Consider the following 13,790-nt stretch of genomic DNA (forward strand, 5'->3'; position numbering starts at 1 on the left):
ATCTGGTTGACCGCACCGGCCCTATCGCCGGCAAGCCAGCTCCCACAGGTAATCTACAAGCCTGGAGGTTGTGGTAATCCTGTGGGAGCTGGCTTGCCGGCGATAGGGCCGGTACAGGCTTGAATCAGCCCTTGCCCTTGGTCCGGGTCTGATTAGGCCCGCCGTTCTTCTCAAGATGCTCGATGATCATGCCGGCCACGTTCTTGCCAGTGGTAACCTCGATCCCCTCCAGCCCCGGCGATGAGTTCACCTCCATCACCAACGGCCCATGGTTGGACCGCAGGATATCAACACCCGCCACGCTCAACCCCATCACCTTGGCCGCACGAATGGCGGTAATCCGCTCTTCCGGGGTGATCTTGATCAGGCTGGCGACGCCCCCCCGGTGCAGGTTGGAGCGGAACTCGCCCGGCTTGGCCTGGCGCTTCATCGAGGCAATGACCTTGTCTCCCACCACGAAGCAGCGAATGTCGGCGCCGCCGGCCTCCTTGATGTACTCCTGAACCATGATGTTCTGCTTCAGGCCCATGAACGCCTCGATCACCGACTCGGCCGCCTGGGTGGTTTCGCACAGCACTACGCCGATGCCCTGGGTACCCTCCAGCACCTTGATCACCAGCGGGGCGCCATTGACCATCTGGATCAGGTCGGGGATGTCGTCCGGTGAGTGGGCGAAGCCGGTAATGGGCAAGCCGATACCGCGCCGCGACAGCAATTGCAGCGAGCGCAGTTTGTCGCGCGAGCGGGCAATGGCCACCGATTCGTTGAGCGGGTACACGCCCATCATTTCGAACTGGCGCAGCACCGCGCAGCCGTAAAAGGTGACCGAAGCCCCGATGCGCGGGATCACAGCATCGAAGCCCTCCAGCGGCTTGCCGCGGTAGTGGATCTGCGGCTTGTGGCTGGCAATGTTCATATAGGCCCGCAGGGTGTCGATCACCACCATTTCGTGGCCACGCTGGGTACCGGCTTCGACCAGGCGGCGGGTGGAATACAGACGCGGATTGCGCGACAGCACAGCGATCTTCATGCAGCACCTGTGACAGGGGAAAGGGTGGCCGGAAAGGCCGGTTTATCTTGGACGTACTTCAAGCCGGGGTTCACGACCAGCTGGCCCTGGATCAAGGCCTTGGAACCGAGCAGCAGGCGGTAGCGCATGTTCTTGCGACAGGCCAGGGTGAACTCCACCTCCCACACACCATCGCCCAGCGCCAGTGACGTGCGGATGACATAGCGGGTCTGGGCGTGGCCGTTGGAGCTCTTGATGGTTTTCATGGTGACCAGCGGCGCCTCGCAACGCCGGTGACGCAACTGCACCACCGAGCCCAGGTGCGCGGTGAAACGGACCCACGGCTGGCCGTCGCGCTCGAACGGTTCCACCTCGGTAGCGTGCAGGCTTGAGGTGCTGGCGCCGGTGTCGATCTTGGCGCGCAGCCCGGCGACACCAAGGTCGGGCAGGGCTATCCACTCACGCAGGCCGATCACAGTCAAATGGTCAAATGTCTTCACGAAGCGCACCCTGCGAGTAAGGTGGTGAACTGTAAGCATGGCGGGGACTTTTTGCATCCGTATGTGAAGGTAGTACAGTTCGATGAAAGACAGAATCCGAGGTAACGGGATGGCACAAAAAGCCGAAGACGACGACAAGGTTCGCCTGGACAAGTGGCTGTGGGCGGCGCGTTTCTACAAGACGCGGGCGCTGGCCAAGGCGGCGATCGAGAGCGGCAAGGTGCATTGCCGGGGCGAGCGTTGCAAGCCGGGCAAGGAGCCACGGGTGGGCGACGAATTTTTGCTGCGCACCGGGTTCGATGAACGCACCGTGGTGGTGAAGGCGTTGTCGGTGGTGCGGCGTGGGGCGCCAGAAGCGCAGACGCTGTACGAGGAAACCGAAGAAAGCGTGCGCCGCCGGGAGCAGGCGGCCGAAATGCGTAAGGCCGGGGCCATGGGCGTGACCACCGATGGCCGGCCGACCAAGAAGCAGCGCCGACAGATTCACCAGCTGCATGGGAGCTTTGAATAGCCGGGGCCGCTTTGCGGCCCATCGCCGGCAAGCCAGCTCCCACAGAGCCTTGTGGGAGCGGCCTTGCCGGCCCGGTCGGAAAGGGCTGCGTAGCAGCCCCAAGCATCTAGCGGAGCACGGCCATTCGCCCGACAAGCGGTAATCTGGCCAGCAGGTTGAACAACGGCGCCGTCCAGCGCATCAACGCCTCACTGCCTTTGGCCGCCAGCGGCGTGTAGTAGCTCCAGCCCAACGCCAGCACTGCCATCAGCAACCCGCCAATGTAGTCATCCTGCCCCCAATGGGCGCCGGCCACCAGGCGCGGCAGCATGAACAGCACCGCCAGCCCCCAGATCACCAGGAACTGCACCAGGCGGCGGCTGAATACGCTCATGAACAGCGCCCAGATCAGCAGCACCGAAGCGTGATCCCCCGGGAAACTCTTGCTGGATCGGTCCTTGAGCTCCCAGGCCGCCTCCAGGTTCGGGTAGTAGTCGCTGAGGTGCACCACGTCGTCGAAGATCATCGACGGGCTCTTGTGCTGCCAGCCGGCTGCATCCACCCACTTGGAAAACAGCGCGCGAATCACCACTAAGAGGAGTAGCGTGACCAGAAAGCCGAAAAAGGCCTGGCGAACCTGAGCTGCCTTGAACACCCAGTCACCACGGATAAGCACTGCCAGAAGGATCAGGCCAACGACGATGTCGAACGGGCGCAGGCTGCCGACGGTCCAGATGTAGCGCCAGGTGGTGTTGTCGGCCAGCGGCGCATTCAGGCTGTGGAACAGCCACTCGTCGAAAGTCAGGCACAGGATCTGGCCAAAAGGCCATAACCAGAAACACAGTAGAGCGATGGGAAGCAGCGTGCAGGCTGCCAATGGCCCCAAGGACCACCTTGCTTGGAACAGTGGTCGATTGTCCATAAGATACCTCTATTGCAAACAGGATTCGGAGCGCCTTGTGAGCGCTCTGTCACGGGTTTTCGAAGGTTTTCGACAACCGCTGTAACCATTTTGTCATCATTTTTTAGATAGCCAAAACCTATGAGCGATTTGCCTGATACCGATTTCACTCAACGTTTCATCTTCGACGAGCGCGATGTGCGCGGCGAGTGGGTGTCTCTCGATGACAGCTATGCCGCGGTGCTGGCGCGTCATGAATACCCACAGCCGGTGCAGGCGCTGCTCGGCGAACTGATGGCTGCCACCGCCTTGCTGGTGGGGGCGCTGAAGTTCGATGGCCTGCTGATTCTGCAGGCGCGCTCCGAAGGGCCGATCCCGCTGTTGATGGTGGAATGCTCGGGCGATCGCGACATCCGTGGCGTGGCGCGCTACGAGGCCGATCAGATCGCCGCTGACGCCACGCTGGCGCAGTTGATGCCCGAGGGCCACCTGACCCTGACCATCGACCCGGTCAAGGGCCAGCGCTACCAGGGTACAGTGGACCTCGACGGTGCCAACCTGTCGGAGTGCTTCACCAACTACTTCGTCCAGTCGCAACAGCTCAATACCCGCTTCTGGCTCAACGCCGAAAACGGCAAGGCCCGTGGCCTGCTGCTGCAGCAACTGCCGCGTGATCGCCAGCCTGACGACGAAGAGCGTGAAGACAGCTGGCAGCACGTGATCGCCTTGGCCAAGACCCTCAAGCCTGAAGAATGGGCCGAAGGTAACGAAACCCTGCTGCACCGCCTGTACCACGAAGATGCCGTGCGCCTGTTCGACATTCAGCCGTTGCGCTTCAATTGCAGCTGCTCGCGCGAACGCTCCGGTAACGCGCTGGTGAGCCTGGGCGAGCATGACGCCAAGGCACTGGTGCAAGAGTGCGGCGGCCAGGTGGAGATCGATTGCCAGTTCTGCAACGAGCGCTATTTCTTCGATGCAAGCGATGTGGCGCAACTGTTTGCCGGTGGCGGTACAGACACCGCCTCAGAAACTCGCCACTGAAACGTTTAATTGCAGGGGAATCTCCTGTCGAATTGCGCAAAAGCGCGGTTACGACAGGAGGGGCCTACTTTTTTTGGGCGTTTCTGGCATAATCCGGCCACTTTTTTCGCTGTAGTAGTTTTTTCAAGACAACTACAAAACGTTTGGAGCACTCGGCCTCGGGCCGGATGGGGTATCTCATGACGCAAGCCAACAACACCGTGTACACCGACCTGAGCGTCGATGAGCTGGTAAAAGAAGCGCTGCAACGCGGTGAAGGCGTACTAGCCGATACTGGCGCACTGGTCGTAGAGACTGGTCACCGTACTGGCCGTTCGCCGGCTGACCGTTTCATCGTCGAAGAACCTTCCACCCAGGACGCCATTTCCTGGGGCCCGATCAACCGCAAGTTCCCGGCCGACAAGTTCGATGCCCTGTGGGACCGCGTCGAGGCGTTCAACAACGCCCAGGATCACTTCGTTTCCTACGTTCACGTAGGGGCAGCCGCCGAGCACTACCTGCCGGTGAAGATGACCACCCAGACTGCCTGGCAGAACCTGTTCGGCCGTTGCCTGTTCATCAACCCGGAGCAGTTCAACCCGGCTGGCCGCGACCAGTGGCAGGTGCTCAACGTTGCCAACTTCGTGTGCGAGCCTGAGCGTGACGGCACCAATTCCGACGGTTGCGTGATCATCAACTTCGCCGCCAAGAAGGTACTGATCGCTGGCATGCGTTACGCCGGCGAAATGAAGAAAGCCATGTTCTCGGTGCAGAACTTCCTGCTGCCGGCGGCCGACGTACTGCCAATGCACTGCGCGGCCAACATCGGCGAAGAAGGCGATGTGACCCTGTTCTTCGGCCTGTCCGGCACCGGCAAGACCACCCTGTCGGCCGACGAAAGCCGTTACCTGATCGGTGACGACGAGCACGGTTGGGGCGAAGGCGTTGTCTTCAACATGGAAGGCGGCTGCTACGCCAAGTGCATCGACCTGTCCGAGAAGAACGAGCCGGTCATCTGGAAAGCCATCAAGCACGGCGCTGTGCTGGAAAACGTCGTTCTCGACGCCAACCAGCACGCCGACTACACCGACGTCAGCCTGACCCAGAACAGCCGTGCAGCGTACCCGCTGGAGCACGTTGCCAAGCGTTCCGAAGCGAACCTGGGCGGCGAGCCTAACGCGGTCATCTTCCTGACCTGCGACCTGACCGGTGTTCTGCCTCCGGTTTCGATCCTGAACAACGAACAGGCGGCCTACCACTTCCTGTCCGGTTACACCGCGCTGGTTGGTTCTACCGAAATGGGTTCGGGCGGCGGCATCAAGTCGACCTTCTCCACCTGCTTCGGCGCACCGTTCTTCCCGCGCCCGGCTGGCGAGTACGCCGAGCTGCTGATCAAGCGTATCAATGGCTTCAACTCCAAAGTCTACCTGGTCAACACCGGCTGGACCGGCGGTGGCTACGGCGTTGGCAAGCGCTTCAGCATCCCGACCACCCGTGCGGTGATCGCTGCGATCCAGAGCGGCGCGCTGGTCGGTGCCGAAACCGAGCACCTGGACATCATCAACCTGGACGTGCCGAAAGTTGTCCCGGGCGTTGAAACCGAGCTGCTCAACCCGCGCACCAACTGGGCTGACAAAGCTGCCTACGACGAGGCCGCCAAAGGCCTGGCCAAGCTGTTCATCGAAAACTTCAAGAAGTTCGAAGTTTCCGACGCCATCAAGGCCGCTGGCCCGCAGCTGTAAGCTGAGCCTGCCGTAACTAGAAAGCCGCCCTCAGGGGCGGCTTTTTTGTTGCTGGTGTTCAAGGCCATTGCTGTCGGGCGTGCAGAATGCGGATGATCTCGACACGGTTATCTACGACGCGGTAGATCATCACATAATTGGGCCTGACTACGATTTCCCTGGTTCCTGGGTATCTGCCCACCTTGTAGAGAACCGGATTCAGTGCTGCGCGCCTGGCTTTGTCCCCGAAGGTTTCGTCCAGCTCGATTGCCGCTGCAGGATTGTCCTGAGCGATATGGTCCATGATGCGCACGCGGTCTTTGAGCGCCATTTGGCGCCACGTCAGCCGCATCAACGTATCTTGGTAGCCAGGGTGGCACGACGAGCAGCAAACAGTCGTTCGGCCTCCTCATCGTCCATCACTGGCACTGTGTCTTCCAGGCTTGCTGTTACCTGCTCGTGAAACCAAGTCTCATAGGCAGCTGCTTCATGGGCCCGCTTCAACGCCTGGGCGCGGTCAGGCCGTTGATAAGTAGTCACCTGCCCAGGATCGAAAGTGGATGCGTCGACCACGAAATAGTCGATTCCCAGATCCAGCAGGTAAGTCACCAGAGTCTCAAGTTTCTTGAAAAGCCTGACGTTGCCGCTGCGCTGGGCGGTAAGCACATGTTCCTGATGGTTGATGTCTACCTGAACCGCCCAGCCCCCTGGGTGACCTACGATATGCGTAGCGTTGATACGGCCTGATTCCGCCATGCGGCTCAGGTTGGCATGGTCTAGATGATGAGTTGGCATGGGTGTATTTCTCGGCTTCATCGGGACTGACCATGCTATGCAATCTATAGTTGATTGCGACTATAGGCCTTCCGAACTTGTTGTGGGAAGCTTCCTGATCGATTGCAACCAACTGTGGATAACTCATGACCGAATCCCCTCAGCGCACTGCCTTCTCCCACTTCCACCCCATCCTCACCCGCCCATCGGACAACGACGTCAACGGCCATATCGCCGGTGCTACCGTGCATGGCTTTTTCGAAACGGCTATCCAGGCCTTCCTTGTCGAACAGGCCGAGGTGGACCTGCGTGACGGCGAGCTGGCGGCATTCGTGGTCAGTTCGGCGGCGGATTTCTTCGCGCTGCCCGGCTTCCCCGACGTTCTCGAAGTGGGCTTGGGGGTGACGCGCCTGGCGGGTAGTACGGTGGAGTACCGCCTGGCGCTGTTCCGCCCGGGTGAGCCGGAGGCGTGTGCGGCAGGTACGGTGGTTCAGGTGTTCATCGAACGGGCCAGTGGTCGTCCTGTGGTGTTGCCTGAGCCGCTGCAAATGATCCTGTCTGGCCTGGTACTGGAGCAGCAGGCATAAAAAAGCCCTGCCGAAAGGGGCGGGGCTTTTGCTGCCGGGGCGAGGCCCTCAGGCATCAGTCGCGCCAGTGGCGCTTGTGCTTGCGGTGGCCGTAGTGGCGACCACGGTCGTAGTGGCGACGGTCGTCGTAGTCGCGACGGTAGCGGCGATCATCATGGCGCTCGTCTTCGTCGGCCTTGTTGCCCATGTAGTTACCCAGGGCGCCACCGGCACCACCGCCGGCTGCTGCACCAATGTAGCTACCGGTGGTGCCGCCCACCGAGCGACCGACCACGTTACCGCCTGCAGCGCCCAGCGCGCCGCCGATAGCGGCCTCGCCACGCTGGCGCTTGTCGGCGCCCAGGGCACCGCCGGCTGCGCCGCCCAGACCGGCACCAATGGCACCGCCCGTGCTACCACCGATGGAGTTGCCCACGACGGAGCCCAGTACCCCACCCAATGCGCCGCCAATGCCGGCCTCGGTATTGCCGCCTGCCATGGCAACGCCGCTGAGCAAGCTGAAAGACAACAACAAAATCGAGGAGTACTTCTTCATCAAGAGAGCCTCATAGGGATGACGAGGCGAATTTGAGGCTAAGCGGCGCGGCTGGCAACGGAAATCCGACGAGTAACACGAGTTGTACACAATTCGCTAAGTTACTGTATTTGCTGTGAAACTTTATCGATTTTCGGCTGTCTGAGACCTTTATGACAAAGCCCTGAACCGCCATGGAACAGGGCTTTTTCGTTTCTACAGGATACGCCCGTCGTCCTGTGCCCGCTCCAGTTTGATGGCAATGAACTTCGATGTCGGCGTATGGCTGCCATCGCCAATGCTCTCCAGCGGCACCAGCGGGTTCACTTCGGGGTAGTACGCCGCTGCCTGCCCGGCCGGGATGTCGAAGGCCAGCAGGGTGAAGCCCTGCACCCGGCGCACATGCTCATCCCCCCACAGCGACACGATGTCGACCTTCTGCCCCGGCTGGAAGCCCAGGCGGATGATGTCGGCTTCGTTGGCGAACAGCACCTCGCGCTGGCCGCGCACGCCGCGGTAGCGGTCGTCCAGGCCGTAGATGGTGGTGTTGTACTGATCGTGCGAGCGCATCGACTGCATGATCAGGTCCGGCAGCTGGCCACTGGCGCGCACGCGCTCATCGAGCAACGAATCCGGCAGCAGGTTGGCCTTGAAGTTAGCGCGGCCAGTGCTGGTCTTCCATTCGCGACTGGCGGCGCTGTTACCCAGGTAGAAGCCGCCTGGGTGTTGCAGGCGCTGGTTGAAACCGCTGAAGCCGGCGATGGTATCGCCGATCAGGTCGCGGATGCGGTCGTAGTCGGCCACCAGCCAGTGCCAGTCCACCGGTTGCTTGCCCAGGGTCGCGGCGGCGATGCCGGCAACCACTGCCGGTTCCGAGCGCATTTGCGTCGACAGTGGCTTCAGCTGGCCGTTGGAGGCGTGCACCATGCTGAACGAGTCTTCCACCGTCACCGCTTGTGGCCCGTCGGCCTGCAGGTCGATGTCGGTGCGGCCCAGGCACGGCAGGATCAGCGCCTGCTTGCCGTGCACCAGGTGGCTGCGGTTGAGCTTGGTGCTGATATGTACGGTCAGCTCGCAATTGCGCAGTGCCTGTGCGGTACGCTCGGTGTCCGGCGTGGCCTGTGCAAAATTACCCCCCAGGCCGATGAATACCTTGGCTCGGCCATCGAGCATGGCGTGAATCGCTTCGACGGTGTTGTGGCCGTTGTGCCGGGGCACGGGGAAGCCAAAACGCTTTTCGATGGCGTCAAGCAGGGCCACCGGCGGGCGCTCGTTGATGCCCATGGTGCGGTCGCCCTGCACGTTGCTGTGGCCACGCACCGGGCACAGGCCAGCGCCGGGTGCGCCGATGTTGCCGCGCAGCATCTGCAGGTTGACGATTTCCTGGATGGTCGGCACCGAATGGCGGTGCTGGGTGATGCCCATCGCCCAGCACATGATCACCCGCTTGCCGCGGCAGTACATGCGGGCGGCCAGCTCGATGTCGGCTAGGGCCAGGCCGGACTGCGCCTGGATGTGCTCCCACGGCGTGGCATCTACCACTGCCAGGTACTCGTCGACGCCATGGCCATGTTCGGCAATGAAAGCATGGTCGAACACGGCCGGTTCGCCTTTGGCCTGGGCTTCGCGTTCCCATTGCAGGGCGAACTTGGCCATGCCGCGCAGCATCGCCATGTCGCCGCCCAATGCCGGGCGGAAGAACGCGGTGTTGGTCGGCCGGTCACTGTTGGTCAGCATCTCCAGCGGGTTCTGCGGGTGCTGGAAACGCTCCAGGCCACGTTCCTTCAGCGGGTTTACGCACACCACCTGGGCGCCACGTTTCACCGCATCGCGCAGCGGGTCGAGCATGCGCGGGTGGTTGGTGCCGGGGTTCTGGCCCCAGACGAAAATCGTGTCGGCATGCTCGAAATCGTCGAAGGTGACGGTGCCCTTGCCAACCCCGACGCTTTGCCCGAGGGCCACGCCACTGGCCTCGTGGCACATGTTCGAACAGTCGGGGAAGTTGTTGGTGCCGTAGGCGCGCACGAATAACTGGTACAGGTACGCCGCTTCGTTGCTGGCGCGCCCCGAGGTATAGAACTCGGCCTGGTCAGGGTTGGCCAGCTTGTTCAGCTCGCGGGCGATCAGGGCGAACGCGGCATCCCAGCTGATTGGCAGGTACCGGTCGCTGGGCGCGTCGTAGACCATCGGTTCGGTCAGGCGCCCTTGGTACTCCAGCCAGTAGTCGCTCTGCTGCAGCAGCGAGGTGACGCTGTAACGGGCGAAGAAGGCGGCATCGACGCGGCGCTTGGTCGCCTCCCAGTTCACCGCCTTGGCGCCATTCTCGCAGAACTTGACCATGCCGCTTTCCGGCGAATCACCCCAGGCGCAGCCCGGGCAGTCGAAGCCGCCGTTCTGGTTGGTCTTGAGCAGCGCGCGAATGTTCTTCAGCGCGTTGTCGCTGCCGACCCAGGCCTTGGCCACGCTGCGCAACGCGCCCCAGCCACCGGCGGGGCCGTGGTAGGGCTTGTAGCGAGGGGGGGAGGCTGGGGCGTTGTCCGGGAGGTGCTGGTAAGAGGTCACGGCTGTTACGACTCCGCCGCCGGGCTGTAGACCCGCGGTGCGCTGTGCTTGGGCAGATGGATGAGGTTGAGGTTGTGCTTGCGTGCCCATTGCAGGGCAAGGCCGGTGGGCGCCGACAGGCTGACCAGGGTCTGGATGCCGGCACGCAGTACTTTCTGGATCAGCTCCAGGCTGCAGCGGCTGGTGACGATGGCCAGGCCGCCCTGGCTGTCTATGCCTTGGCGCAGCAGGGCGCCGATCAGCTTGTCGAGGGCGTTGTGCCGGCCGATGTCTTCACGGCCGAGCAGCAGCTCGCCATGGCGGTCCATGAACAGTGCGGCATGCACAGCCCCGCAATGCTGGCCCAGCGGCTGGAAGGCATCGATGCGTTCACGCAGGCCAACCAGCCACTGGGGCGGGGGCAGGGGCGCGCCTGGCAGTTCGGGCAGGTCCGGTAGCGCCTGTTCAAGCGCTTCGACCCCGCACAGGCCGCAACCACTGGTGCCGGCCAGCTGGCGGCGCTGGTTTTTGAGGTTCCAGAACGCCCGGCTGGAAATTTCCAGGTCGGCATACATTGCCGAGCCGCTGCCGGAAAGCTTCAGGTCGTAGATTTCTGTGGTGCCTTCGACAATGCCGCTGCCAACGCTGAAACCGACGGCGAAGTCTTCGAGGTCGGTGGGGCTGACCAGCATCACCGCCTGGTTGAGGCCGTTGTAGACAATGGCCAGGGCCACTTCTTCGGCCAGCGGGGTGCTTTCGCGTTGGGCGTCGCTGAGCTGGACGTAATCGTAGGTGTTGCTGGCGGCGGGCATGGACAAGGGCGATGATGCCGCGCAGACCGGAGGTTTGCTGTTCATCGGGGCGTTGAATACCGGCGGCTTTCTGATTGCACAAGCCTAGGCTTGCGGGCCGGCGGCGTCTAATCGCTAGGGTCTATGCCTTGATAGACCGTGTCGATTGGTCGCACAGGGGGCGGGAGTGGAAAAGCTGGCCTAGACTCGTGAGTCCGAGGTTTCGTCAACAAGGAGAGCGCAATGAGCCTGTTCAGTTTCGTGAAGGAAGCCGGCGAGAAGTTGATCGACCTGCTGACCCCTGGCAATGCCAATGCCGAGGAGCAGCTGAAAAAACACGTGCAAGACGTTGGACTGGGCAACCCGAACATCACCGCCACTGTAGAGGGAGACACGATCACCCTCAAGGGTGAAGTGGCCAGCCAGGAAGAGAAGGAGAAGATCATCCTCGCAGCCGGCAACATCAATGGTGTAGCCAGCGTGGATGACCAGATCACCGTGACCGGGCCGGTTGTGAAGGCGGCACGGTTCGTTACGGTGAAAAAGGGCGACACGCTATCGGCCATTTCAGTCGTGGTTTATGGCAACGCCAACCAGTACAACAAGATTTTCGAGGCCAACAAGCCGATGCTGTCGCACCCGGACAAGATCTATCCGGGGCAGGTGCTGCGTATTCCTGACTGATCTCTGAAACCTGTACCGGCCTCTTCGCGGGTGAACCCGCTCCCACAGGTTGAGCGCCCTCTCACGGCTGGCGCAGTACCTGTGGGAGCGGGTTCACCCGCGAAGAGGGCCTCATAGGCCTATCAATAATTCCCGGTAATCCTCGACCGCCGCAAACTCTTCGGTATCCCGCGGCCCTGCCTTGCTATCCGGCTGGCGCACCGCCAGCAGGTGCCCCACACCAAACCGCCGAGCACTGCGCAGAATCGCCAGCGTGTCATCGATAAACAGGCTGCGCCCCGGCTCAAAGCCAATATCCGCCTGCAAGGCATCCCAGAACTGCGGGCTTTCCTTCGGGTAGCCATAATCGTGCGAGCTGATCAGCCGTTCGAAATACGGCGCCAGTTCCACCCGTTCCAGCTTCAGCGACAGCGAGTCGCGGTGAGCATTGGTGATCATCACCACGCGTTTTCCCGCCTTGCGGATCGCCGCCAGGAAGGTATCGGCGTCTGGGCGCAGGGCGATCAGGTCGGCGATTTCCTGCTTCAGCTCACGGATTGGCAGGCGCAGCTCGCGGCTCCAGAAATCCAGGCAATACCAGTTCAGCGTGCCGGCATTGCGCTCGAACAGTGGCTGCAGCTCCATTTCCGCCATGGTCCGGCTCACCCCGTGCAGCTCGGCATAGCGCTGGGGCAGGTGCTCCAGCCAGAAGCGGTTGTCGTAATGCAGGTCGAGCAGGGTGCCGTCCATGTCCAGCAGGACGGTATCGATGGCAGACCAGGGAATAACAGGCATGGGAAACTCTCGATCAGTCGGCTAGCCACGGTATAGTAACCCGTTCACGCCAAGGAGCCGCCCCATGCGCCAGAAACCCACCGTCCTCAGCCGCGAAATCGTCGCCAGCAGCCGCCTGTTCCGCGTCGAAGCCGTGCAATTGCGCTTCAGCAATGGCAATGAGCGTACCTACGAGCGTTTGGTGGGCCGGGGTAACGGCTACGGGGCGGTGATGATCGTTGCCATGCTCGACGCCGAGCATGCCGTGCTGGTGGAGGAGTACTGCGGCGGCACCGATGAATACGAGTTGTCTTTGCCCAAGGGCCTGATCGAGCCGGGCGAGGATGTGCTGGCGGCAGCCGACCGGGAGCTCAAGGAAGAAGCCGGTTTTGGCGCACGCCAGCTGGAGCACCTGACAGAGCTGTCGCTGTCGCCGGGCTACATGAGCCAGAAGATCCAGGTAGTGCTGGCCACCGACCTGTACGAAGAGCGCCTGGAAGGCGATGAGCCAGAGCCGATGCGGGTCGACAAGGTCAACCTGCGCGAGTTGTCGGCATTGGCCATGCACCCACAGTTCACCGAGGGCCGCGCCCTGGCGGCGCTGTACCTGGCCCGTGACCTGATGATCCAGCGGGGGCTGCTGGAGCTATGAACGACCTGCAACTGATGCACGAAGTGGTCAAGCTGGCACTGACCGCAGGCGAGGCGATCCTGCCGTTCTGGCGTGCCGACGTGGCCGTGACCAACAAGGCCGACGATTCGCCGGTGACCGCCGCCGACCTGGCAGCGCACCGGGTGATTGCCGATGGCCTGCTGGCGCTGGCGCCGCACATTCCGGTGCTGTCCGAGGAAGACTGCAACATTCCGCTGGCCGAGCGTCAGGGCTGGAGCCGCTGGTGGCTGGTCGACCCGCTGGACGGCACCAAGGAGTTCATTGCCGGCAGCGAAGAGTTCACGGTCAACATCGCCCTGGTCGAAAACGGCGAGGTGGTGTTTGGCGTGGTGTCGATGCCCACCAATGGGCGCTGTTATTTTGGTGGGCGCGGCATGGGGGCCTGGCGTGCAGATGCCGGTGAGGCAGCCCAGCCGATCCAGGTACGCAACGCACCCGCGCAGGGCGAGCGTTTTACCGTGGTGGCCAGCCGTCGGCATTCCAGCCCGGAGCAGGAAGCGCTGTTGGCCGGCCTTGGGGCTGCGGTGGGTGAGCTGGAGCTGGCCAATATCGGCAGTTCGTTGAAGTTCTGCCTGCTGGCTGAGGGCAGCGCAGACTGCTATCCGCGCCTGGCGCCGACTTCGCAGTGGGACACCGCTGCGGCCCAGGGTGTGGTGGAGGGGGCCGGTGGCGAAGTGATCGGGCTGGATGGCTTGCCGTTTCGGTATCCGCCACGCGAGTCGCTGCTCAATCCGTATTTCCTGGCGTTGCCTGCCAATGCTGCATGGCGCCAGGCCTTCCTGAAGCTGATCTGACGGATTTAACCGTACCCTGTGGGAGCGGGCGAGCCCGC

General features: G+C 62.3%; 16 protein-coding genes. 7 read left to right on the top strand and 9 right to left on the bottom strand.

Features of this window, described 5'->3' with window-relative positions:
* Positions 1-124: 124 nt before the first annotated feature.
* Both rimK and rimB read right to left on the bottom strand, forming a co-directional pair.
* Entirely contained in the window at positions 125-1,030 is a 906-nt protein-coding gene (gene rimK, locus WF331_RS09115; protein WP_012316721.1) for a 30S ribosomal protein S6--L-glutamate ligase, read from the bottom strand.
* Positions 1,027-1,509, bottom strand: coding sequence for a retropepsin-like aspartic endopeptidase RimB (gene rimB / locus WF331_RS09120; RefSeq protein WP_016497556.1), 483 nt, complete (start codon positions 1,507-1,509; stop codon positions 1,027-1,029). The genes rimK and rimB overlap by 4 nt, the downstream gene beginning before the upstream one ends.
* Positions 1,510-1,618: 109 nt before the next feature.
* On the opposite strand from rimB, the gene WF331_RS09125 reads away from it, so the two are divergent.
* A complete protein-coding gene (locus WF331_RS09125) occupies positions 1,619-2,020 on the top strand; it encodes an RNA-binding S4 domain-containing protein (protein ID WP_016497557.1) in 402 nt (133 codons plus the stop codon).
* A gap of 106 nt (positions 2,021-2,126) precedes the next feature.
* Here the strand turns inward: WF331_RS09125 and WF331_RS09130 are convergent, their stop codons facing one another.
* On the bottom strand, positions 2,127-2,921 hold the full coding sequence (locus tag WF331_RS09130; RefSeq protein WP_041167487.1) for a phosphatase PAP2 family protein: 795 nt from the start codon (positions 2,919-2,921) through the stop codon (positions 2,127-2,129).
* Between the two features lie 120 nt (positions 2,922-3,041).
* Between WF331_RS09130 and hslO the strand changes: the two genes are divergently transcribed.
* Entirely contained in the window at positions 3,042-3,941 is a 900-nt protein-coding gene (hslO, locus tag WF331_RS09135; protein ID WP_049276053.1) for an Hsp33 family molecular chaperone HslO, read from the top strand.
* A gap of 179 nt (positions 3,942-4,120) precedes the next feature.
* On the top strand, positions 4,121-5,662 hold the full coding sequence (locus tag WF331_RS09140) for a phosphoenolpyruvate carboxykinase (RefSeq protein ID WP_340622821.1): 1,542 nt from the start codon (positions 4,121-4,123) through the stop codon (positions 5,660-5,662).
* A 58-nt stretch (positions 5,663-5,720) separates the two neighbouring features.
* Here the strand turns inward: WF331_RS09140 and WF331_RS09145 are convergent, their stop codons facing one another.
* Positions 5,721-5,993: a type II toxin-antitoxin system RelE/ParE family toxin gene (locus tag WF331_RS09145; RefSeq protein ID WP_174371282.1), complete on the bottom strand. Its 273-nt coding sequence runs from the start codon at positions 5,991-5,993 to the stop codon at positions 5,721-5,723.
* Positions 5,993-6,436 (bottom strand): hypothetical protein, encoded by a 444-nt coding sequence (locus tag WF331_RS09150; RefSeq protein ID WP_340622822.1) that lies wholly within the window; start codon positions 6,434-6,436, stop codon positions 5,993-5,995. The genes WF331_RS09145 and WF331_RS09150 overlap by 1 nt, the downstream gene beginning before the upstream one ends.
* A gap of 125 nt (positions 6,437-6,561) precedes the next feature.
* On the opposite strand from WF331_RS09150, the gene WF331_RS09155 reads away from it, so the two are divergent.
* Positions 6,562-7,002 carry an acyl-CoA thioesterase gene (locus WF331_RS09155; RefSeq protein ID WP_016497563.1) on the top strand — a complete coding sequence of 147 codons (441 nt, stop codon included), beginning with the start codon at positions 6,562-6,564 and terminating at the stop codon, positions 7,000-7,002.
* A 55-nt stretch (positions 7,003-7,057) separates the two neighbouring features.
* Here WF331_RS09155 and WF331_RS09160 read toward each other — a convergent pair whose 3' ends face one another.
* The 3 genes from WF331_RS09160 to fdhD form a co-directional block, all read right to left on the bottom strand.
* The gene (locus WF331_RS09160) at positions 7,058-7,537 is read right to left on the bottom strand and encodes a glycine zipper domain-containing protein (protein ID WP_016497564.1); all 480 of its coding nucleotides are present in this window, start codon (positions 7,535-7,537) and stop codon (positions 7,058-7,060) included.
* A 195-nt stretch (positions 7,538-7,732) separates the two neighbouring features.
* Positions 7,733-10,078 (bottom strand): FdhF/YdeP family oxidoreductase, encoded by a 2,346-nt coding sequence (locus WF331_RS09165; RefSeq protein WP_340622823.1) that lies wholly within the window; start codon positions 10,076-10,078, stop codon positions 7,733-7,735.
* Positions 10,079-10,083: 5 nt separating this feature from the next.
* The gene (fdhD, locus tag WF331_RS09170; RefSeq protein ID WP_340622824.1) at positions 10,084-10,869 is read right to left on the bottom strand and encodes a formate dehydrogenase accessory sulfurtransferase FdhD; all 786 of its coding nucleotides are present in this window, start codon (positions 10,867-10,869) and stop codon (positions 10,084-10,086) included.
* A gap of 222 nt (positions 10,870-11,091) precedes the next feature.
* Between fdhD and lysM the strand changes: the two genes are divergently transcribed.
* Positions 11,092-11,532 (top strand): peptidoglycan-binding protein LysM, encoded by a 441-nt coding sequence (gene lysM, locus WF331_RS09175; protein ID WP_016497567.1) that lies wholly within the window; start codon positions 11,092-11,094, stop codon positions 11,530-11,532.
* A 111-nt stretch (positions 11,533-11,643) separates the two neighbouring features.
* On the opposite strand, the gene yrfG is transcribed toward lysM, so the two are convergent.
* Entirely contained in the window at positions 11,644-12,306 is a 663-nt protein-coding gene (gene yrfG / locus WF331_RS09180) for a GMP/IMP nucleotidase (RefSeq protein WP_340622825.1), read from the bottom strand.
* Between the two features lie 64 nt (positions 12,307-12,370).
* On the opposite strand from yrfG, the gene nudE reads away from it, so the two are divergent.
* The gene (gene nudE, locus WF331_RS09185) at positions 12,371-12,937 is read left to right on the top strand and encodes an ADP compounds hydrolase NudE (protein WP_043200325.1); all 567 of its coding nucleotides are present in this window, start codon (positions 12,371-12,373) and stop codon (positions 12,935-12,937) included.
* Positions 12,934-13,752: a 3'(2'),5'-bisphosphate nucleotidase CysQ gene (gene cysQ / locus WF331_RS09190; RefSeq protein WP_016497570.1), complete on the top strand. Its 819-nt coding sequence runs from the start codon at positions 12,934-12,936 to the stop codon at positions 13,750-13,752. Before nudE ends, cysQ begins: the two co-directional genes overlap by 4 nt.
* Positions 13,753-13,790 lie beyond the last annotated feature (38 nt).

Source organism: Pseudomonas sp. YNh, from assembly GCF_037993085.1.
Classification (GTDB): Bacteria; Pseudomonadota; Gammaproteobacteria; order Pseudomonadales; family Pseudomonadaceae; genus Aquipseudomonas; species Aquipseudomonas putida.